This is a genomic window from Hydrocarboniphaga effusa AP103 (assembly GCF_000271305.1).
In the GTDB taxonomy this organism is placed as follows: domain Bacteria; phylum Pseudomonadota; class Gammaproteobacteria; order Nevskiales; family Nevskiaceae; genus Hydrocarboniphaga; species Hydrocarboniphaga effusa.
Genome location: NZ_AKGD01000001.1, coordinates 850,802 through 869,619 on the forward strand (window position 1 = coordinate 850,802; position 18,818 = coordinate 869,619).

An 18,818-nucleotide genomic window follows, 5' to 3' on the forward strand; every position below is an offset into this window, starting at 1 on the left:
GCGATCCACCGGGAGCGATCCGAGCCCGCGCTTTTTCAGGCGCACATCAGCAGGCCAGCCGCCACTGCGGCCAATCGGCGCTCACACCCTCCTGCACCTCGGCGAGCCGATGCGCGAGCCAGGCCGACAAGGCGGCAGGCGGTGGCCGTACGCCGGCTTCGCCCCAGGTGATCTCGGCCACTGGAAACAGCCTCACCGCAGTGCCGACACCGAACACGTCGCGCAATCGCGCGGACTGCTGCCATCCCTGCAAGTCGTCGAGCGAGATGAAGGTCTCCTCGACGCGATGCCCGGCCTCGCGCAGCAGCGCAATCACCGAATCGCGCGTGATGCCCGCGAGGATGCTGCCGTCGAGCGCCGGCGTGAGCACGCGATCGTCGAGCGCGACGAACAGGTTCGCCGCACCGGCCTCGCCGAGATAGCGATGCTCGCGCGCATCGAGCCAGAGCGCGTCATCGAAACCGCGCTGGCGCGCACGCTGCGCACCGAACAGGCTCGCAGCGTAATTGGCAGCCGTTTTCGCCGCACCGAGTCCGCCGTCTGCCGCGCGGATGAGCTCGCGCTCGGCCCACAAACGCTTCGGAGCGCACAGCGGATTCGAAGCCGGGCTCGCAAGCACCACGAGACGATGCCGGCTCGCGGCGCGCAAACCCAGGCCCTCTTCGCAGGCGAACAGCGTCGGCCGCAGATACAAGGCGCCGCGGCCCGCAGGCGGCACCCAATCGCGATGCACTTCGACCGCACGCTGCAGCATCTTCATGACCGCCGCTTCGTCGACGTCGGGCAGGCACAAGCGGGCCGCGCTGCGCCGCAGGCGGGCAATGTGCTCGCGCGGACGAAACAGATGCAGCGTGCCATCGGGCGCTCGATACGCCTTCGCGCCTTCGAAGGCCGAAAGCCCGTACTGCAAGGCACCCGATGCGAGTTCGAGCCCGAGCGCCGCGCGCGGCAGCACTTCGGGTTTGGACCAGCCCTCGCCCGCCTCATGCGTGGCACTGACCGCGAACGGGGCCATGTAAAGACCGAAGCCGAGCGCTTCGGGCTCGGGCAACGAAGCCGGCCAGCGCAGCGCCGCGTCCTGCGAAAGGTCGAGCGAGCTCATTGCACCACCTCGCGCTTGGCCGCCACGTAAACGAGCTCCACGTTCGAACAGCCCGGAGCCACCATCGGCATCACCTGCCGGTCGGCGTGGACCGGCACGCGAATGAGCGCCGGACCCGGCGTCGCAAACGCTTCTTCGAGGATCGCGAGCGCATCGCTGCTCGCGCCGAGATCGAGCGCCGGGATGCCGAAGGCGCGCGCCACCGAGCAGAACTCGGTCGGCCGCTCGAAACTCGATGCCACGTAGCGTCGCCGGTGAAACAGGTGCTGCTGCTGGCGCACCATGCCGAGCGAGGCGTTGTCGAGCAGCACGATCTTCACGTTGCATTGCAGATCGGCCAGCGTCGCGAACTCCTGCACGTTCATGAGCAGGCTGCCGTCTCCGGTGAAACAGACCACGGGCACATCGGGCTGCATGAGCGCCGCGCCGATCGCCGCGGGCAAGCCGAAACCCATGGTGCCGAGTCCGCCCGAAGTGAGCCATCGATCGGGGCGCTGAAACGGATACGCCTGCGCCACCCACATCTGATGCTGGCCCACGTCGGTCGTGATCACCGCGTCTTCGCCCGCGAGTTTCGCCACCGTCCGGATCAGGCCATATGGAGAGCGAACCTCGTGCTGCTCATGCCATTCGCAGGGATGCTCGCCCTGAATCTGCCGCGTGCGCGCGAGCCACTGCGGTCGCGCATCGGCACGCACCGCGTCACGCAGGGCTTCGAGCGCCAGTCGCGCATCGGCCTCGATCGCGAGCGCGGGCTTGCGGATCTTGCCGAATTCGCGGCGATCGGCATCGATGTGAATCACGCGCGCATGCGGGGCGAAGGCGTCGACACGCCCGGTGGCCCGATCGTCGAAGCGCGCGCCTACCGCGATCAGCAGGTCGCACTCGTCGATGATGCGGTTGGCACTGTGCGCTCCATGCATACCGAGCATGCCGATGTTCAGCGCGTGGTCGCTCGGCAATGCGCCGAGGGCCATCAGCGTGGTCGTCGTCGGCAGGCTCGCGCGCTCGGCGAGCTCGCGAGCCGCCATCCAGCCACCGCTCTTGATCACGCCGCCGCCCAGGTACAGCACCGGCTTGCGCGCCTGTGCGATGAGCTCGGCCGCCATCGTGATCGCGATCGCGTCGGGTGCCTCGGCGATACGCGCGGCACGCCGTGGCAAGCGCGTCGTATCGACTTCGATGGTCTCGCGCTGCACGTCCTTCGGCACGTCGATGAGCACCGGCCCCGGACGTCCGGTCTCGGCGATGCGAAACGCCTCGGGAATCAGGTCGATGAGTTCGGCGGCCGAACGCACCATGAAGTTGGCCTTGGTGATCGTCTCGACGATGTGCGTGGTCTTCACCTCCTGGAACGCGTCGGTGCCGATCAAGTGCTGCGGCACCTGTCCGGTGATGCAGACCAGCGGAACCGAATCGAGCTTGGCATCGGCGATCGCGGTCACGAGGTTGGTCGCGCCGGGACCGGACGTGCCGAGGCACACGGCCGCTCGGCCGCTCACGCGAGCCAGGCCCTGCGCGATGAAGCCCGCTCCTTGCTCGTGCCGCGCAAGCACGTGGCGAATGCGCGTATCGCCGCCGAGCGCTTCGTAGAGCGGCAGCAGGGCGCCGCCCGGAATGCCCGTTACGAGCTCGACATCCTGGGCTTCGAGCAATTGCACGATCAGTTGGGCGCCGGTCATCTTGAGTTTCATGTCGAGGTTCTCTTGGGTGGGAACCCCGCTGGAGCGAAACCGGCGAGAGGGATGAAGCACACAACGAAAAACCCCCGCCGATTTGCGCCGGCGGGGGTTTGGTTACAGCAAGAAGCAATCCCCTACGGCGCGCCGGCAACGACGACCTGTACGACGACGAGGATGAGCTTCTGAATCTGGTTCATTGCGAAAGGGAGCGAATGCGTTGCGGCAATGGGATTGGCGGCGGAGTCTAGCGGCGAGTCGTCAAATCCACAAGCTTTCACAAACGTGGACGCGAGCCTTTGCGCAACGAACTCTCTACACTCGCCACTCACGCACCCACGTAGAAGGCCCTGACATGTCGGATCACGAGCTGCCTCACGTTGCTGCACCGCCGCCGGGCTTGCTCGCACTCGAAGCCCGTGCCCTGCTCGAAGCCGCGCGCTTCACTTTCATCGGGCCGAAGCTGCGCGGCATTCCGCAGGGCACCGGCCAGCCGGTGATGATCATCCCGGGCTTCGGTACCAACGACATGGCGACGCTGCCTTTGCGTAGCGCGCTGATCAAGCTCGGCTTCAATGCCTATGGTTGGGATTTCGGCACCAATCTCGGCATGCGATCGAAGATCAAGACCGGTCTCGTCAGACGGCTCGAGCAGTTGAACGAGCACTACGACGCGCCGATCACGCTGGTCGGTTGGAGCCTCGGTGGCGTGTTCGCGCGCGAGATCGCCCGGCATCAACCGCAGCTGATCAAGCGCGTGATCACGCTCGGCAGTCCGATCAACGGACATCCGGACGCCAACAACATGGTCACGCTGTTTCGCATCGCCAATCGCGGAAAACCGGTCAAGACCGACATCGAAGGCTTCATCAAGCGTCGCATTCCACCGCCGGTTCCGTGCACCGCGATCTACACGCGCCGCGATGGAATCGTGACGTGGTCCTGCGCGCTGGAGACCGAAGCCGAACACACCGAAAGCGTCGAAGTACACGGCAGTCACATGGGTTTGGTCTTCAATCGACAAGTGCTCAAAGTCATTGCTGAACGGCTTGTTCAAGCTTGAATCACGTTATCGAGAGACATGGCTATTGACATTCGACGAGCCACTACATCTTGTGCTTTGCAATTGCTGATGACACTATGGGCCGTGGCGCGCTGACGACCACGATTGTCGTGTTCGCGCACGCTTCTTTGAGTACCAAGGAGGTTGTTATGGCAGTTGCGAAGAAGGCCGCCAAGAAGGCGGCGAAGAAAGCGACCAAGAAAGTCGCTTCCAAGAAGGCCGTGAAGAAGGCGACCAAGAAAGTCGCCGCCAGGAAGGGCGCTGCGAAGAAGGCCGTGAAGAAGGCGACCAAGAAAGTCGCCGCCAAGAAGGGCGCTGCCAAGAAGGTTGCCAAGAAGTCGTCGGTCAAGAAGACCGCGAAGAAGGTCGCCAAGAGCGTGAAGAAGGTTGCCAAGAAAGCCGTCAAGCGCGCCAAGAAGGTTGCTGCTGCTGCTTGAGGTGGGCTTCTAGTCGGGCGCGTCGGTTAACGACGCGCCCTTTTTTATTGCGCGAGAAACGCGCTTCAGGCCGCGTATCTTTCCGGGCTCTCACTGAAGAAAGCATCGACACGCTCGCGCTGCTCACGCGCGTCGTCGACCCGGTTGATCGATGCCCAGAAAGCGGCGAGTGCCTCGGCCTCGACACCGCCGGCCTGGCAATACCACTGAATGTGCTTGCGTGCGACGCGCACGCCGCGACGCTCGCCATAGAAGGCATGCAGCGCATCGACGTGTTCGAGCAGGCAGCGCCGCACTTCGAATCGCGATGGCGATGCCAAGCGCTCGCCGGTTGCAAGGTAATGTGAAATTTCGCGGAAGATCCACGGACGCCCCAAGGCCGCGCGTCCGATCATCACCGCGTCCGCTCCGGTCTCCCGCATGACTTCGGCCGCCTTCTCGGGCGTATCGATGTCACCGTTGGCGATCAATGGAATCGACAGCACCTGGCGAATCGCCGCGATGGTTTCGTATTCGGCCTCGCCTTCGTACTGGTCTTCACGCGTGCGCCCATGAACGCTCAGGGCAGCGATGCCGCAGTCCTGCGCGATGCGTGCGATCCGGATGCCGTTGCGATGCGCCCTCGCCCAGCCGGTGCGGATCTTCAGGGTCACCGGCGTCGGCACCGCAGAAACCACTGCATGCAGAATCGCTTCGACGAGCTTTTCGTCCCGCATGAGCGCCGATCCCGCATCGACCTTGCAGACCTTCTTCGCGGGACAGCCCATGTTGATGTCGATGATCTGCGCGCCCTGCTCGACATTGAGCCGCGCAGCCTCGGCCATCAGTTGCGGATCGTAGCCGGCGATCTGGACGCTGATCGGCTCGGACTCCCCGGCGTGGTCACGACGCAGTCGCGATTTTTCGGAGTTCCAGAGCGTCGGATCGGAAGTCGTCATCTCCGAGACGACGAGGCCTGCGCCGAGTTGGCGGCACAGCGAGCGGAACGGACGATCGGTGACGCCGGCCATCGGGGCCAGAATCACCGGAGGATCAATGGAGTGGGAACCTATCTGCATGCGTCTATTTTCTCCTATGACCGGCGCTTCGCGACAGCGTAGAGTGAGCGGCGGTTCTAGCCCTCACTTCACGGACTTCCATGAGCCAACCAACGGCGCTGATCATCGACGACTCCACCTCGTCCCGTTTCGTGCTGAGCCGCTATTTGGACAGGCTGCAATGGCAATCGCATGCCGCTGCGACGATGGAAGATGCGCTGCGCTTCCTGCAGAGCAAGAAGCCCGATCTGATCTTCGCCGACTATCGGCTGCCCGACGTCGAACCCGCCGATCTGCTCAACGCGCTCGCGGCGCAACCCGCCTCCGCGAACGTGCCCGTCATCGTCTGCGTGACCGACGAGGCGAGCGGCTTCATCGATTCGGCGCTCGCGCAGGGCGCAGCCGCAGTGCTCGAAAAACCCGTGACCTTCGACCAGCTCACCTCGCTGCTCGGCACTCCAGCGCCGAACGTCGAAGAAGTGAGCTACGACACACCGCCACCGCCGCCCGCATTCCTGAGCGATGAGCCCGAAGCGTTTCGGCCACAGGCTCAGGCACCGAGCGTTTCGATCGCCGCGATGGAAGCGGATATGGCGCGGGTCTCGCCGCCAGGCACGGATGCATCAGCGCAGGAAGGCTCTTCGTTCGCACTCGAAACACCGCCCTTGCTCGTCCCGGCCTTGCCCGAAATACCGATGCCCGAGGTCCGCAACCCGATCCATGCCGAGCCGTCGCCGAGCGCCGCGACCTCGACGGACGGCAGACTCGAAGCGCGCGTCGCTGCGATCGAAGCCCGCTTCGAGGCCGAGATCGAGCGCCTGCGCCAGGAGATGCGGCAGACGCTCAAACAGCAGCTCACGCAGATCGAACAGCTGCGCGAAGCCGTGCTCGGAGCCGCGGTGGCCGCGGCGCAATCGGCCGCAGAGCAGACCGTCACCACCGCAGCCGCGCAGATGTCGGACCGGCTCGCGGCCTCGATCGTGCAATCGCTCAAGTCACCCGGCTGAGCGACGCGAAGAACCCCGGCTCAGGCCGGAGCGCGTAATACGGCAATGAGCAGCAGAGCCCAGCCGACGATGAACAGCAGCCCGCCGATCGGCGTGATGGCCCCGAGCACACGGACATCGCTGAGCACGAGCGCATAGAGGCTGCCCGAGAAGACCAGCACGCCGGTGGCGAAGCAGGCGCCGGCGACATCGAGCAGGCGCCCCGCGCCGAGCTGGCGGATCAGCAGGCCGACCAGTGCGAGCGCGAACGCGTGATAGAACTGGTATTCGACGCCGGTCTTCCAGATCGCCAGCGATTCGAGCGACAGCCGCGCCTTGAGCGCATGCGCACCGAAGGCGCCGAGCACGACGCCCGACAGACCGAACAACGCGGACAGGCTCAGCCACAGCTTGCTCATAGAAAGGACTCGATGGTCTTGAACTGAATGCCGGCGGACTGTAACCGCTTGATCAGCGGCTCGCCCATCGCATGCGCGGGCGTCTGCACGCCGGGCCGCGCAGGCAGACGATCGAACGCCAGGCTCAAGGCCGATTCGGCGAGCATCTTGGCGGTTTCACCGTAGCCCGGATCGCCACCGCTGACTTCGGTGTAGACCTTCTGCCCACCGCCGCAGCCGGCGAAGCGCACCGAGAACCAGCCTTCGGCGCGCTCGGCTTCCGAAGGCCCGACGCCGCGATTGCCGAGCGCGACGATGCGCCGGCGCACGGGGGCGATCTGCGAGGCCAGCGCGAGCGCCCCCATGCCGCCGACCACGCCGGCGAGCATCGGCAGGTTCTTGAGCTGCAGGTAGTGGCCGTAATGGAACGCGCTGCCATAGCGTTCGTCGGCCGCGGCCGAGCGCAGCACCACCAGCGGATCGATGGTCGGCACCGGCAATACCCAACTCTGCAGACGCTTGTCGTAGCGCACGCCACCATTGAGCCGGCTGATGCGCCGGTCGACCGGCCGGCCTTCCTCGCGTTCGCGCTCGGCGCGCAGCCGGGCGTATTCGCGCCAGCGCGACATCGCGATCGCCGCCGTGCTCAGCGTTCCACCCGACAGCTTGCCGGCCGCGCGCACGTAGGCCTCGATCTTGATCGGCACGCCTTCGGGCAACTGCATGACCGTGTAGTACGCGCCGAGATCATGCGGAATCGAATCGAAGCCGCAGCAGTTGACGATGCGCGCCCCGCTCGCCCGCGCCTGCTCGTGATAGCGCATCCACATGCGATCGACGAACTCGGGCTCGCCGGTGAGGTCGACGTAATCGGTGCCGATCTCGGCGCAGGCGGCCACCAGCGGCTCGCCGTAGCGGATGTAAGGACCGACCGCGCTGATGACGACTCGCGTCGAGCGCGCGAGCGCACGCATCGATTCGGGGTCGCTGGTGTCGGCATGCATCATCGGAATCTCGGCGTAGGCTGGATCGAGCCGGGCGAGCTTGTCGCGCAGCACCTCGAGCTTGCGCAGATTGCGCCCGGCGATCGCCCAGCGCGGCTTGGGGCCTGCGCGCCTGGCGAGATATTCCGCCGTGAGCTGGCCGGTGAAACCGGTCGCTCCGAACAGCGCGACATCGAATCCGGGCTTTCTCGCCGCCTTCTTCACCTTCACCAGCGCCCTCCGTGGCTCTTCTTGGGTCCGTTGTGATCCCATACTGTCGATGCTACGCAAGCATCGTGTCGGATTTACGGACCTCGCCCGGCGGCCGGCGTTCAAATCGGCAGTCGATCACGGTCCGCTGCCTCGGGCGCTGTTTTCGACCGCGACCACGCGCCCGTTTTCGATCGTGAGCACGCGCATGAAGTAGCGTGGCCCGAAATCGTAGACCCACTCCTCGCGAAACACCGCCGAATAGAGGCCGGGCCGGTAACGCGGGTCGATGCTGGGATACGCCGCGCGAAATCCGCTTTGCACGCTGCGCGTGAGCGGCGCTCCGCAGAGTTTGAGCAAACGGTATTTCGATAGACCGGTCGCGATCACCTCGGGGCCGCAGCGGGAACCGTTCGCGGCATGAGGCGGGAAGCCATAGCCTTCCGCATCGATGGCGACCACGCGCGCATTGCGCAGTCGCACGATGCGCAGCAACTGCGAAGGACCGAAGTCGTAGGTCCATTCCTCGACCTCGGCGACGAAATCCGAGGCCGGATCGACCGGCTGCCCCCAGACGTCGCGATAGGCGGGTTCGCCGCAAACGGCGAGCAGCTCGGCCGCCCGCGCCTCGACCGTGACCAGGCGCGAGCCGCAGCGCATCGAGTCGGAGGCCTGCGCAGAATTCAGCAGATTGCTGCCGAGAACCCACACCAGCAGCGAGAAGGCCAGACGAGGCAAGCTCATGGAAAACCAGGGCGAAAAATCTTGCGGCTATCATGCGCGCACTCCTGGCGCCGTCGTCTGAACACGCAGCGCCCCGACATCCGCTGGCTGGATTCGAATGAACAAAACCCTGCTTTGCCGCATCGGCCTGTTGTCCGGGCTGCTGTTGTCCGAACTCGCTTGGTCTTTCGCGGCCGCGGCGCCGGTGGCGGCCGACCATGTCGAGGTCGAACTCGTCGCGCAGAACCGCGCGCTGGTCGCGGGCGACAATCGCCTGGCCCTGCGCATCAAGCCCGAGAAGGGCTGGCACGTGTACTGGCGCAACCCGGGCGACTCCGGCCTGCCGACCAAGCTCGTCTGGCCGTCGCTGCCCGACGGTCTCAGCGCCGGCGAAATCCAATGGCCGTTTCCGGAGGAGCACACGCTCGGCGACCTGACCAACTACGGCTATGGCGAGGACACGCTGCTGCCGTTTTCGCTGAGCGTGGCCGCGGGCTCGCCCTCGCCGGCCGCGCTCAAGGCGCGCGCCGAATGGCTGGTCTGCGCGGATGTCTGCATTCCAGGCAAGGCCGAGGTGACGCTCGATCTGCCGGTTACCGAGCAAGCGCAAGCCGATCCGCAATGGCAGGCTGCATTCGATCGCACGATCGCCCATCTACCGAAGCCCGCGGAGTTCCAGTCGCGGTTCCAGATCGACGCCGAAGAGTTCCGGCTGGCCTTCGATGCGCTGCCCGGCAGCAGCGAACAGGCGCGCTTCTATCCGTACGCGACCGATCTCGTCGCGCACACCGCACAGGTCCGCAATGCCTGGAGCGGCCGCAGCCTGAGCCTCGCGCGACCGCTGTCCTCGTACTTCGTACAGGCGCCCGAATCGGTGCAGGGCATCCTCGTGCTCGGCGACGGCGAGTCGGCGAGCGCCTACGAATTCACCGCCGGGCCCGGCACGGTGGCGCCGGTCGCGGCTTCCGCCGAAACGCCGGCGGGCACCAGTGGCAGCGCGTCGGCGCGGGGCTTCTGGTTCGCGCTCGGCTTCGCCTTCATCGGCGGCCTGATCCTGAACCTGATGCCCTGCGTGTTCCCGGTGCTGTCGCTCAAGGCGCTGTCGGTCATGAAGGTGCAGGGCGAGGCGGCGGCCGAGCATCGTCGCCATGCGCTGTCCTACACGGCCGGCGTCGTCGCGAGCTTTCTGCTCGTCGCTGGCGTGCTGATCGGCCTGCGCGCGGGCGGCGCGGCGCTCGGCTGGGGCTTTCAGCTGCAATCGCCCTTGTTCGTCGGCCTGCTCGTCTACGTGATGGTCGCGCTCGGGCTTTCGCTGTCGGGGCTCGTGCAGTTCGGCACGCGCTGGATGGGCGCGGGGCAGAACCTGGCGACCAAGCCCGGACTGTCGGGCTCGTTCTTCACGGGCGTGCTCGCGGTGGTGGTCGCAAGCCCCTGCACGGCGCCGTTCATGGGCAGCGCGCTGGGCTTCGCGCTCACGCAGCCGGCGATCGCCTCGCTCACGGTGTTCGTCGCGCTCGCGCTGGGCCTGGCGTTTCCATTCTTGCTGCTCGGCTTCGTGCCGGCGCTCGCCGCTTGGCTGCCGCGTCCGGGCGCGTGGATGGAAACGCTCAAGCAATTGCTCGCGTTTCCGCTGTACCTGACCGCGGTCTGGCTGCTGTGGGTGCTCGGTGGATTGACCGATCGCAGCGGCATGGCGCTGGCGCTCGTCGGCCTGGTGACGCTTGCGTTCGGGCTTTGGCTGATCGGGCAATCGCAGAAGCGCCTGGCGCATCTGGTCGGCCTGATCGCGGTGATCGGCGCGGTCGCCGTGCTGTTCCATCCGATGGTGCGCACGCCGAGTGCATCGACGAAATCCGAACCCGCGGTCGGCTGGGAGCCCTACTCCGACGCGCGCCTGGCCGAGCTGCGCGCCCAAGGCAAGACGGTGTTCGTCGACTTCACCGCCGACTGGTGCCTGACCTGCAAGGTCAACGAGCGCATCGCCCTGCATTCGGCGAAAGCCGTCGAAGCCTTCGAGAAGAACGAAGTGGTCGCGCTGGTGGCCGACTGGACGCGTGCCGACCCCGAAATCACCGCCGCGCTCGCGCGCTACGAACGCAGCGGCGTTCCGCTGTATCTGGTGTCGGTGAAAGGCGCAGAGCCCAGGGTACTTCCGCAGGTGCTCACGCCCGACCTGGTGGCGGATGCCGTCTCAGGCCGCTGAGGTTTCGGCGGTGGCTTCGCCGCGCGGTTTCCAGATCAGCGCCGCGATCACGTAGGCGACCAGCGCCGAAGCGAGCGACAGCAGATACGGCGATTCCATGTCCGCCATGCGCGAACCGATCTGGTACATGCCGGTGCCGACGATGAGTGCCGCATAAGCGCTCGCCGCCACGCCGAAACGCGAACTCCACATCGCGAACAGCAACAGCACGAGAATGCCCGCGGTTCCGGTCGCCGCCGACTCCTGCACGAGTCCATAAATGCTGTCGCTACCGAGCGCGATCGCGTACGCGACGATGCCGAACAGCACCACGGCCGCGCGGTCGTAGCGCAGTCGATTGCGTTCGCTCCATTGCGGAAACAGCGGCGAAATCACGTTGTGCGCGAACAGAGAGCCGGCAACCAGCAGCGCGCCCGACAGCGTCGACAGGATCGCCGACACCAGCGCACCGAGAAACAGAACATAGAGCGGCAACGGCAACTGCTGCTGCGCGAAAAGCGACAGCGTCTGCTCGGGATCGCGGTCTTCGCCGATGAAAGCCGCAGCGCCGAGTCCGATCACCATCGGCAGCGCTCCGAGCAGCAAGTACAGAAAGCCCGCGCCGACCGTCACGCGCGCGGACAGCTGGTCGTTGCGCACCGACAGCACGCGCGAGAGCAGCTCCTGAGCGGCGATGGTCGAGAAGATCGGAATCGCGAGCGTTTCGAGGGCATCGAGCGGGCTGCGATCGTGCAGCGGATCGAAGCGCTCGATCGGCTGCGTCGCGAGGCCGTCGAAACCTCCGACCGCGACGAACACCGCGAACAAGGCGACGATACCCGCGATCAGCACGAGGCCCTGCACGAGATCGGTGACCGCATCGGCCCACATGCCGCCGACCGCCGTGTAGACGACGACCACCGCGGCGGCCATCGTGATCGCGGCGAGCAGGCCGATGTCGCTCGTCGAAGCGAGCACTTGTCCCAGCGCGCGAACCTGCGCCGCGGCCCACATCACCGACGAGGGAATCATCACCAGCGCGGCGAGCCGCTCGACCCCGATGCCGTAACGCCGGCGGAACAGATCCGCCATCGTCACCAATCCGCGACGCCAGAGGCTCGCAGCGAAGAACAGGCCGAACACGATGATGCCGATGGCGTAGCCGAACGGATCGGCGAGCACGCCCGAAATGCCGTGCGAATACGCTTCGCCGGCCGCACCGATGCAGGTTTCCGCGCCGTACCAGGTGGCGAATACGCTGAAGGTGCCGAGCCAGGGGCCGAGGCTGCGCCCGGCGAGCAGGTAATCGGATTCGGTGCTGATGCGCCGTGAAAACCAGAACGCGAACAGCAGCTGCGAAGCGATATAGACGAGCAGACAGCCGAGCACCCCATTCACTGCGGCGTATGCCCGTCGTCGCTGTCAGGAAAGCAGGCCTTTGCGAGCCGCGTAGCGCACCACTTCGGCGGTGTTGCGCAGCCCGAGCTTTTCCATCATGCGAGCGCGATGGTTCTCGGCGGTCTTCACGCCGATATCGAGAATCTGCGCGATTTCCTTGGTGGTCTTGCCTTCGACGACCAGATGAAACGTCTCGCGCTCGCGCGCGGTCAGCGTGTCGTAGGGATCGAGCCCGACTTCGCGCGGACGCTGATGCTGATCGGCCAGCGCCTTGGCCGCGCGCGGGCCGAAGTATGCCTGGCCCGAATGGATCGTCTTGATCGCCGTCATCAGGTCGGCGACCGAAGTGTCCTTGTTCAGAAAACCCGAGGCGCCCGCACGAATGATCGGCAGGATGTACTCCTCTTCCTCGTGCACGGTCAGCACGAGCGCCTTGGTGTTGACGAGCTTCTCGCGCACGCGCTTGACCACTTCGAGGCCCGACAGGCGCGGCATCGACAGATCGGTCACGACCACGTCGGGATGCGTCTTCATCGCGAGTTCGACGGCTTCGGCGCCGTCGGCGGCCTGAGCGACCACCTCGCATTCGCCGGTTTCTTCGAGCATCGACACCAGGCCCTGGCGCACGATGGTGTGATCGTCCGCGACCAGCAGGCGAATCGCCATTAATTCCTAACCTTGCGCCTTGGGGGCAGCGATGAGTTCGTCACCGGGTTCCACTGGCACGATCAACGTCACGCGCGTGCCCTGCCCCGGTGCCGATTTGAGTTCGAGTTTGCCGCCGAACAATTCGGCGCGATCGCGCATGCCGCGCACGCCGATGCTGTCGCCAGCCTTGTCCGGATTGTTGAGATCGGCCGGGTCGAAACCGCGGCCGTCGTCGCTGACCTGCAACCTCAGCAGGTTACCGACACGCATGAGTCGTACCTGGACCTCGGATGCGGCGCTGTGACGGATCACGTTGGTCAGCGCTTCCTGGGTGACGCGGAACACCAGCGTCTCGAGATCGGCCGTCAAACGCTGCTCGCCGAGCGCGGAGCTGCATTCCATCGGCAGCCCGCTGCGCTCCGACAGCGTGCGGACGAGCCATTGCAGCGCCACTTCGAGGCCCAGATCGTCGAGCAGGGTCGGGCGCAGCAGGCGCGAGAGCTCGCGCGTGTCACGCAGCGCCCCGCGGGTGATGTCGAGCGCATCGGCGAGGCGATTCTTGAGCCCGACGTTGTCCTGAGCCTGCGCATCGTCGGAGATGCGCTGGAGCTGGTTGGCGAGGGCGGTGAGCGTCTGGCCGATGTCGTCGTGCAGCTCGCGCGCGAGCCGGCGACGTTCGTCCTCCTGCACTTTCCAGACCGCCTTGGCGAGCATGCGAAAGCGCTTTTCGCTGCGCAAGGCCGATTGGAACAGCCGCTGGTTGTCCTCGGTGAGCGCCCGCACCTGACGCAGCACCGCCTCTCGGTAGTCCTCGGGATTGGCTTCCGAGATCGCACCGAGAGCGGAGGCCAGCGGCGGAACGGGTCGTTCCATGCGGCCCCGCTCAGCAGGGCGCCGGTCGACGCGGTTCGTCCTGCAGGCAGAGGCAGGCCTCGAGCTGAGCCAACGCGGTGCAGGCCGAAGAAGCGCCGATCACGAGCGAGGCCTGGTCGCACAGACCATCGAGAATCTCGAGATCGAGCTGGCCGATCACGGCCGGACGCGTACCGTCGCGCAGAGCGCAGAACAGGCCCGAGCGATGCTGACCGAGATCGAGCGGCATGCAGAAGATCGCCGCACGCCGCGAATCGGGCGCATCGCCCTCGACGCGGAAGGCGCGGCCAAGCGCATCAGCGGCCACCGGCTGGCGCTCGCGCAAGACCGTGCGAACCACCAGCGCCGCCTGGGCAAGCACGAGGTCCATGACTTCGACCGGACGGATTTCGCGGGCGCAGGCCACTTCGAGCACGCCGGCGTCGTTGCAGGTCAACAGGAAACCACGACGAGCGCCGAGCAAGTCGGTGGCGCTGTGCAGAATGCCGTGTAGCGCCTGGGAAACGGCATCGCTGCTGTGAATTTGTACTTCAGGTTCTGAACCATCGACCCACACTCGCGCCTGACGCAAGTTGTTACGCCGACGCGTTGCGGGGCGAACCCGCACCTGCGACGCAAACGCGGGCCTACGATGGTCGTGAAGCGATAGGCGATTCGCCATGCCTCGACCTCTCCAATCGATCAATTAGGGATTACGCTTGACCGGGGCATCATCTTTTCAACACTCCCTAAGATGCCCTGATACACGACGTAACGTGATAGGCCGGCTCCGTAGCAAAACGTAAGCCATCGACCTTGTCCGTACCGACCGCCTCTCCTCCATTGGGCCATTCGTACCACACCGGGACCGCAAACCGGAACCACAACCAGATTGGGATGACGCAGGTGGAAAACTATCAGCTCGTCGAGCAACTTGCACAGCAGCTAATTCGATTCAATACGAAGATGGCGACGGCCGAATCTTGCACCGGCGGGCTCGTCGCCAAACTGCTGACCGATCGGGCCGGCAGCTCGGCCTGGTTCGACCGCGGGCTGGTGACCTATACCAACGAGGCGAAGTCGGAGTTACTTGGCGTTACCGGCGATGTATTCGAACGTCACGGGGCGGTCAGCGAGGCCTGCGTGCGCGCGATGGCCGAAGGCCTGCTGCGACGCGCGCCGGTGGATTGGACGCTGTCGGTGAGCGGCATCGCCGGCCCGGGTGGGGGCAGCCCGGACAAGCCGGTCGGCACCGTCTGGTTCGGCTGGGCCGGGCGAGGCCGACCGACCACCGCGCTGCGCCGGGTTTTCCAGGGTGATCGCGAGGCCATACGCGAAGCGGCGGCCACCCAGGCGCTCAGCGGCCTGCTAAATCGCCTGCGAGGCTGAGCGCTGCCCGGTGACCTTGTTCTTCTCCTTATGGCCCGACGAGCTCACGCGCGCCGGACTCGCCGACCGCGCTGAGCTGATCCGGCGGCAGCACCCGACGCCGGGGGCCTGGTTCGAAGCCGCCCGCTATCACCTGACCTTACATGCGGTGAAGGCCAAGCCGGAGCACGAAGCCGCCTGGATGGACAAAACCAGGACGGCCGCCGCGCAAGTGCGTGCGGCCCCGTTCGAATTGCGCATCGACCAGGCCGGCAGCTTTCCGAACCAGGAGCGCATTCCGTGGTGGCTCGGCTGCACGCAGACGCCGCCGGGGCTCACGCTGCTCTGGCGCGAGCTGCGCGACGTTCTAAAGCAGCACGGCGTTCCAATGTTCTCGAACCCGCTCACGCCGCACCTGACGCTGGTTTACAACGCCCGGCGCGATCTACCCGAGCGCCCGGTGCCGCCGCTCACCTGGGCGGTGCGGGACTTCGTGCTGCTGCGCAGCCGGCAGGGCGATCCGAATGAGAGAGGCTCCTCACTCGCCTATGAATTGCTCGGCCGCTGGCCCTTGAACGGCGGCCCCGATCACGCTCCGCAACGCGATCTATGGGACAATTGAGGCTCAGCCAGCGTCCCCGAGCAGCCTTCATGAGCGGCGCCTGGCCTCTCCCCGACATCGTGCAATCGTGAATTACGGCCCCGCATCGCGGGCGCCTTTGGGACTGGAGTTTATGGACGAAAATCGCAGAAAAGCCCTCGAAGCCGCGCTGGGCCAGATCGACAAGCAGTTCGGCAAGGGCACCATCATGCGCATGGGCGCCAACGAGCGCCCCGAGATCGAAGTGATCTCCACGGGATCGATCACGCTCGACGCCGCACTGGGCATCGGCGGCGTTCCGCGCGGTCGCGTGGTCGAGATCTACGGCCCGGAATCGTCGGGTAAAACCACCTTCGCCCTGCACGTCACCGCCCAGGCCCAGAAGATCGGCGGAACCTGCGCCTATATCGACGCCGAGCACGCGCTCGACGTCACCTATGCCGAGCGCCTCGGCGTGCAGGTGGGCGACCTGCTGATCTCGCAGCCCGACACCGGCGAACAGGCGCTCGAGATCGCCGACATGCTGGTGCGCAGCAACGCGGTCGACGTGATCGTCATCGACTCGGTCGCCGCCCTGGTGCCGAAGAGCGAAATCGAAGGCGAGATGGGCGACGCCGCCGTCGGCGTGCAGGCCCGACTCATGAGCCAGGCGCTGCGCAAGCTCACCGGCAGCATCAACCGCAGCAAGACGCTGATCATCTTCATCAACCAGCTGCGCATGAAGATCGGCGTGATGATGCCGGGCCAGTCGCCCGAAACCACCACCGGCGGCAACGCGCTGAAGTTCTACGCCTCCATGCGCCTCGACATCCGCCGTATCGGCGCGATCAAGAAGGGCGACGAGGTGGTCGGCAACGAAACCCGCGTCAAGGTCGTCAAGAACAAGCTCGCGCCGCCGTTCAAGCAGGTGGTGTTCGAGATCATGTATGGCGAAGGCATCAGCCGCGAAGGCGAGCTGATCGACCTCGGCGTCGAGCACAAGCTGGTCGAGAAGTCCGGCGCCTGGTACGCCTACAAGGGCGAGAAGATCGGCCAGGGCAAGGACAACGCCAAGGGCTACCTGCGCGAGCACCCCGAAGCGGCGGCCGAGATCGAGGCCACGCTGCGCGCCAAACTGTTGCCCGGCAAGCGTGAGAAGGCGGAAGCCTGACGAGCCCTTGAGCCCGGAGGCCGCACGCGCCAAGGCGCTGCGGCTGCTCGGGCGGCGCGAGCATTCGGCGCGCCAGCTGTCGCACAAGCTCAAGGCCGGCGGCGCGGAGTCGGAAACCGCCGACAGCGTCATCGCCTCGCTCGCCGAATCGGGCTGGCAGAGCGATCCGCGCTACGCCGAAACACTCGTGCGTAGCCGCATCGGCCAGGGTTACGGGCCCTTGCGCATTCGCGCCGAACTGGCGATGGCGGGCCTGCCGGACCATTTGATCCGCGAGGCGCTCGACACCGCCGATTGCGACTGGACCCAGCTCGCGATCGAAACCCAGGCCCGCCGTTTCGGCGCGCCGCCCGCGACGATCGACGAGAAGCAGAAGCAGTGGCGGACGCTGGCCCAGCGCGGCTTCGGCAGCGAACACATCCGCGCCGCGATCCAGGGCGCCGAAGACGCCTTCGACGATTGATCTCCCCAGCGCAAAGCAGCAAGACGGCCGTCACGGCGGGCCGGTAGAAAGCAAAACCCGCTGCAAGCGAGAACGGAGAATCCCGTGCCCGGCACCTTCCATGGCCGCAAGGCGGCCATCGCCTTCATTCTGATCACCGCCGCGCTCGACATCATCGCGATGGGCATCATCATTCCGGTGCTGCCCGCGCTGATCGAGGACTTCAGCGGCTCCACCGAGCGCGCGGGCTGGCTCAACGGGGTCTTCGTCGCGCTGTGGGCGGGCATGCAGTTCATCGCCTCGCCGGTGATCGGCTCGCTGTCGGACCGCTACGGCCGTCGGCCGGTGATCCTGCTGTCGACCGTCGGCCTGGCCGCGGACTACGTGCTGATGGCGCTCGCCCCGAACCTCTGGTGGCTGGCGGTCGGCCGCATCGTCACCGGCATCACCTCGTCGAGCTTCACCACCGTGTTCGCCTACATGGCCGACATCACCCCACCCGAGCAGCGCGCCCGTGGCTATGGCCTGATCGGCGCGGCGTTCAGCGGCGGCTTCGTGCTCGGCCCGCTGCTCGGCGGCGTGCTCGGCGAATTCTCGCCGCGCGCGCCGTTCTGGGCCGCGGCGGCGCTCAGCGGGCTGGCGTTCATGTACGGATGGCTGGTGCTGCCCGAGTCGCTCGCGCCCGAAAAGCGCATGCGCTTCTCGTGGCAGCGCGCGAACCCGTTCGGCGCGCTGACCCTGCTGCGCTCGCACCCGGAGCTGACCGGCCTGGCCGGCGTCAACTTCCTGCTGTTTTTCTCGCATCACGTGTTTTCGGCCGTGTTCGTGCTCTACGCGAGCCATCGCTACGACTGGAGCGCCTGGGAAGTCGGGGCGCTGCTGGCCTTCGTCGGGGCGCTCGACATGTTCGTGCAGGGCGTGTTGACCGGCCCGGCGGTGAAGCGCCTGGGCGATCGCAACACCATGATCGTCGGCCTGGTGTTCGGTGCGATCGGCCTGGCCTGCATGGGTCTGGCCCCGACGAGCCTGAGCTTCGTGCTCGCGATGCTGCCGAACGCGCTCTGGGGCATCGCGATGCCGACACTCCAGTCGCTGATGACCCAGCGCGTCTCCGAGTCCGAGCAGGGCCAGCTGCAGGGCGCCAACAACAGCGTCGGCGCGATCGCCGGCGTGTTGTCGCCACTGTTCTTCGGCGCGGTCTACTCGGCCTCGGTCGGCTCCGATCCGGTGTTCCCGTTCATCGGCACGACCCTGCTGATCGCGGCCGGTGTACTGCTGGCGGCCGCCGGCATGGGTTGGCACGTCGCTCGGCGGGCGGAGCAGCGGGAGGCCGCCGAAAAGGGCAACCCCTCGGGAAGCCCCGAGTAAGCGTCGCGAGCGAAGCCGGGGCGGACGAGAGCGGAGCCCAGGCCGATGGCCCCGGGCGCCGAGGTGACTCGATGTCGCTCGGCAGCAAGCCTTCGACCGAGCGTGCATGAGCACGGGAGGATTTCGAGCACCGCCCTCGCCCGAGATACCGAGCGCAGCAGCCTACCGGGGCTTGCCTAGCCGCATTTAGG

General features: G+C 66.3%; 19 protein-coding genes. 9 read left to right on the forward strand and 10 right to left on the reverse strand.

Going from position 1 to position 18,818, the window contains the following annotated elements; all coding sequences use genetic code 11:
- Positions 1-46 precede the first annotated feature (46 nt).
- Positions 47-1,102: a branched-chain-amino-acid transaminase gene (ilvE, locus tag WQQ_RS03790; RefSeq protein ID WP_007183735.1), complete on the reverse strand. Its 1,056-nt coding sequence runs from the start codon at positions 1,100-1,102 to the stop codon at positions 47-49.
- A complete protein-coding gene (gene ilvB / locus WQQ_RS03795) occupies positions 1,099-2,796 on the reverse strand; it encodes a biosynthetic-type acetolactate synthase large subunit (RefSeq protein ID WP_007183736.1) in 1,698 nt (565 codons plus the stop codon). Before ilvB ends, ilvE begins: the two co-directional genes overlap by 4 nt.
- A gap of 340 nt (positions 2,797-3,136) precedes the next feature.
- Between ilvB and WQQ_RS03805 the strand changes: the two genes are divergently transcribed.
- Both WQQ_RS03805 and WQQ_RS25385 read left to right on the forward strand, forming a co-directional pair.
- Positions 3,137-3,844, forward strand: a complete 708-nt coding sequence (locus tag WQQ_RS03805; RefSeq protein WP_007183738.1) for an alpha/beta fold hydrolase — start codon at positions 3,137-3,139, stop codon at positions 3,842-3,844.
- Positions 3,845-3,993: 149 nt separating this feature from the next.
- Positions 3,994-4,281 (forward strand): hypothetical protein, encoded by a 288-nt coding sequence (locus WQQ_RS25385; RefSeq protein ID WP_007183739.1) that lies wholly within the window; start codon positions 3,994-3,996, stop codon positions 4,279-4,281.
- 65 nt (positions 4,282-4,346) lie between these two features.
- Here the strand turns inward: WQQ_RS25385 and dusB are convergent, their stop codons facing one another.
- Positions 4,347-5,339 (reverse strand): tRNA dihydrouridine synthase DusB, encoded by a 993-nt coding sequence (gene dusB / locus WQQ_RS03815; RefSeq protein WP_083844404.1) that lies wholly within the window; start codon positions 5,337-5,339, stop codon positions 4,347-4,349.
- 80 nt (positions 5,340-5,419) lie between these two features.
- Here dusB and WQQ_RS03820 point away from each other — a divergent pair, with 80 nt between their 5' ends.
- Positions 5,420-6,325, forward strand: coding sequence for a response regulator (locus WQQ_RS03820; RefSeq protein WP_007183741.1), 906 nt, complete (start codon positions 5,420-5,422; stop codon positions 6,323-6,325).
- 20 nt (positions 6,326-6,345) lie between these two features.
- On the opposite strand, the gene WQQ_RS03825 is transcribed toward WQQ_RS03820, so the two are convergent.
- The 3 genes from WQQ_RS03825 to WQQ_RS22820 form a co-directional block, all read right to left on the reverse strand.
- On the reverse strand, positions 6,346-6,723 hold the full coding sequence (locus WQQ_RS03825; protein WP_007183742.1) for a DUF423 domain-containing protein: 378 nt from the start codon (positions 6,721-6,723) through the stop codon (positions 6,346-6,348).
- On the reverse strand, positions 6,720-7,916 hold the full coding sequence (locus WQQ_RS03830; protein ID WP_007183743.1) for a saccharopine dehydrogenase family protein: 1,197 nt from the start codon (positions 7,914-7,916) through the stop codon (positions 6,720-6,722). The genes WQQ_RS03825 and WQQ_RS03830 overlap by 4 nt, the downstream gene beginning before the upstream one ends.
- A gap of 117 nt (positions 7,917-8,033) precedes the next feature.
- The gene (locus WQQ_RS22820; protein WP_050997560.1) at positions 8,034-8,639 is read right to left on the reverse strand and encodes a DUF2845 domain-containing protein; all 606 of its coding nucleotides are present in this window, start codon (positions 8,637-8,639) and stop codon (positions 8,034-8,036) included.
- Positions 8,640-8,736: 97 nt separating this feature from the next.
- Between WQQ_RS22820 and WQQ_RS03840 the strand changes: the two genes are divergently transcribed.
- A complete protein-coding gene (locus WQQ_RS03840; RefSeq protein ID WP_007183746.1) occupies positions 8,737-10,821 on the forward strand; it encodes a protein-disulfide reductase DsbD family protein in 2,085 nt (694 codons plus the stop codon).
- On the opposite strand, the gene WQQ_RS03845 is transcribed toward WQQ_RS03840, so the two are convergent.
- The 4 genes from WQQ_RS03845 to WQQ_RS03860 are packed head-to-tail and all read right to left on the reverse strand — an operon-like array spanning position 10,810 to position 14,380.
- Positions 10,810-12,189, reverse strand: coding sequence for a high affinity choline transporter 1 (locus WQQ_RS03845; RefSeq protein WP_007183747.1), 1,380 nt, complete (start codon positions 12,187-12,189; stop codon positions 10,810-10,812). The genes WQQ_RS03840 and WQQ_RS03845 overlap by 12 nt on opposite strands.
- A 33-nt stretch (positions 12,190-12,222) precedes the next feature.
- Positions 12,223-12,864, reverse strand: coding sequence for a response regulator transcription factor (locus WQQ_RS03850; protein WP_007183748.1), 642 nt, complete (start codon positions 12,862-12,864; stop codon positions 12,223-12,225).
- Between the two features lie 6 nt (positions 12,865-12,870).
- Entirely contained in the window at positions 12,871-13,719 is an 849-nt protein-coding gene (locus WQQ_RS03855) for a sensor histidine kinase (protein ID WP_007183749.1), read from the reverse strand.
- A 10-nt stretch (positions 13,720-13,729) separates the two neighbouring features.
- Complete coding sequence (locus WQQ_RS03860; protein WP_366489009.1) at positions 13,730-14,380, reverse strand: GAF domain-containing protein; 651 nt, start codon at positions 14,378-14,380, stop codon at positions 13,730-13,732.
- A 215-nt stretch (positions 14,381-14,595) separates the two neighbouring features.
- Between WQQ_RS03860 and WQQ_RS03865 the strand changes: the two genes are divergently transcribed.
- From WQQ_RS03865 to WQQ_RS03885, 5 genes are all read left to right on the forward strand, one after another.
- Positions 14,596-15,087: a CinA family protein gene (locus WQQ_RS03865; protein WP_007183751.1), complete on the forward strand. Its 492-nt coding sequence runs from the start codon at positions 14,596-14,598 to the stop codon at positions 15,085-15,087.
- 10 nt (positions 15,088-15,097) lie between these two features.
- A complete protein-coding gene (locus tag WQQ_RS22825) occupies positions 15,098-15,688 on the forward strand; it encodes a 2'-5' RNA ligase family protein (protein WP_007183752.1) in 591 nt (196 codons plus the stop codon).
- A 112-nt stretch (positions 15,689-15,800) separates the two neighbouring features.
- The gene (gene recA / locus WQQ_RS03875; protein WP_007183753.1) at positions 15,801-16,817 is read left to right on the forward strand and encodes a recombinase RecA; all 1,017 of its coding nucleotides are present in this window, start codon (positions 15,801-15,803) and stop codon (positions 16,815-16,817) included.
- A gap of 7 nt (positions 16,818-16,824) precedes the next feature.
- The gene (locus tag WQQ_RS03880) at positions 16,825-17,280 is read left to right on the forward strand and encodes a regulatory protein RecX (protein WP_007183754.1); all 456 of its coding nucleotides are present in this window, start codon (positions 16,825-16,827) and stop codon (positions 17,278-17,280) included.
- Positions 17,281-17,364: 84 nt separating this feature from the next.
- Positions 17,365-18,627, forward strand: coding sequence for a TCR/Tet family MFS transporter (locus WQQ_RS03885; RefSeq protein WP_007183755.1), 1,263 nt, complete (start codon positions 17,365-17,367; stop codon positions 18,625-18,627).
- Positions 18,628-18,818: the final 191 nt, after the last annotated feature.

Bases quoted from the DNA above. Each gene is read 5' to 3' on its own strand.
- ilvE (WP_007183735.1), bottom strand. From the start codon at position 1,102: ATGAGCTCGCTCGACCTTTCGCAGGACGCGGCGCTGCGCTGGCCGGCT.
- ilvB (WP_007183736.1), bottom strand. From the start codon at position 2,796: ATGAAACTCAAGATGACCGGCGCCCAACTGATCGTGCAATTGCTCGAA.
- WQQ_RS03805 (WP_007183738.1), top strand. From the start codon at position 3,137: ATGTCGGATCACGAGCTGCCTCACGTTGCTGCACCGCCGCCGGGCTTG.
- WQQ_RS25385 (WP_007183739.1), top strand. From the start codon at position 3,994: ATGGCAGTTGCGAAGAAGGCCGCCAAGAAGGCGGCGAAGAAAGCGACC.
- dusB (WP_083844404.1), bottom strand. From the start codon at position 5,339: ATGCAGATAGGTTCCCACTCCATTGATCCTCCGGTGATTCTGGCCCCG.
- WQQ_RS03820 (WP_007183741.1), top strand. From the start codon at position 5,420: ATGAGCCAACCAACGGCGCTGATCATCGACGACTCCACCTCGTCCCGT.
- WQQ_RS03825 (WP_007183742.1), bottom strand. From the start codon at position 6,723: ATGAGCAAGCTGTGGCTGAGCCTGTCCGCGTTGTTCGGTCTGTCGGGC.
- WQQ_RS22820 (WP_050997560.1), bottom strand. From the start codon at position 8,639: ATGAGCTTGCCTCGTCTGGCCTTCTCGCTGCTGGTGTGGGTTCTCGGC.
- WQQ_RS03840 (WP_007183746.1), top strand. From the start codon at position 8,737: ATGAACAAAACCCTGCTTTGCCGCATCGGCCTGTTGTCCGGGCTGCTG.
- WQQ_RS03850 (WP_007183748.1), bottom strand. From the start codon at position 12,864: ATGGCGATTCGCCTGCTGGTCGCGGACGATCACACCATCGTGCGCCAG.
- WQQ_RS03855 (WP_007183749.1), bottom strand. From the start codon at position 13,719: ATGGAACGACCCGTTCCGCCGCTGGCCTCCGCTCTCGGTGCGATCTCG.
- WQQ_RS03860 (WP_366489009.1), bottom strand. From the start codon at position 14,380: ATGGCGAATCGCCTATCGCTTCACGACCATCGTAGGCCCGCGTTTGCG.
- WQQ_RS03865 (WP_007183751.1), top strand. From the start codon at position 14,596: ATGACGCAGGTGGAAAACTATCAGCTCGTCGAGCAACTTGCACAGCAG.
- recA (WP_007183753.1), top strand. From the start codon at position 15,801: ATGGACGAAAATCGCAGAAAAGCCCTCGAAGCCGCGCTGGGCCAGATC.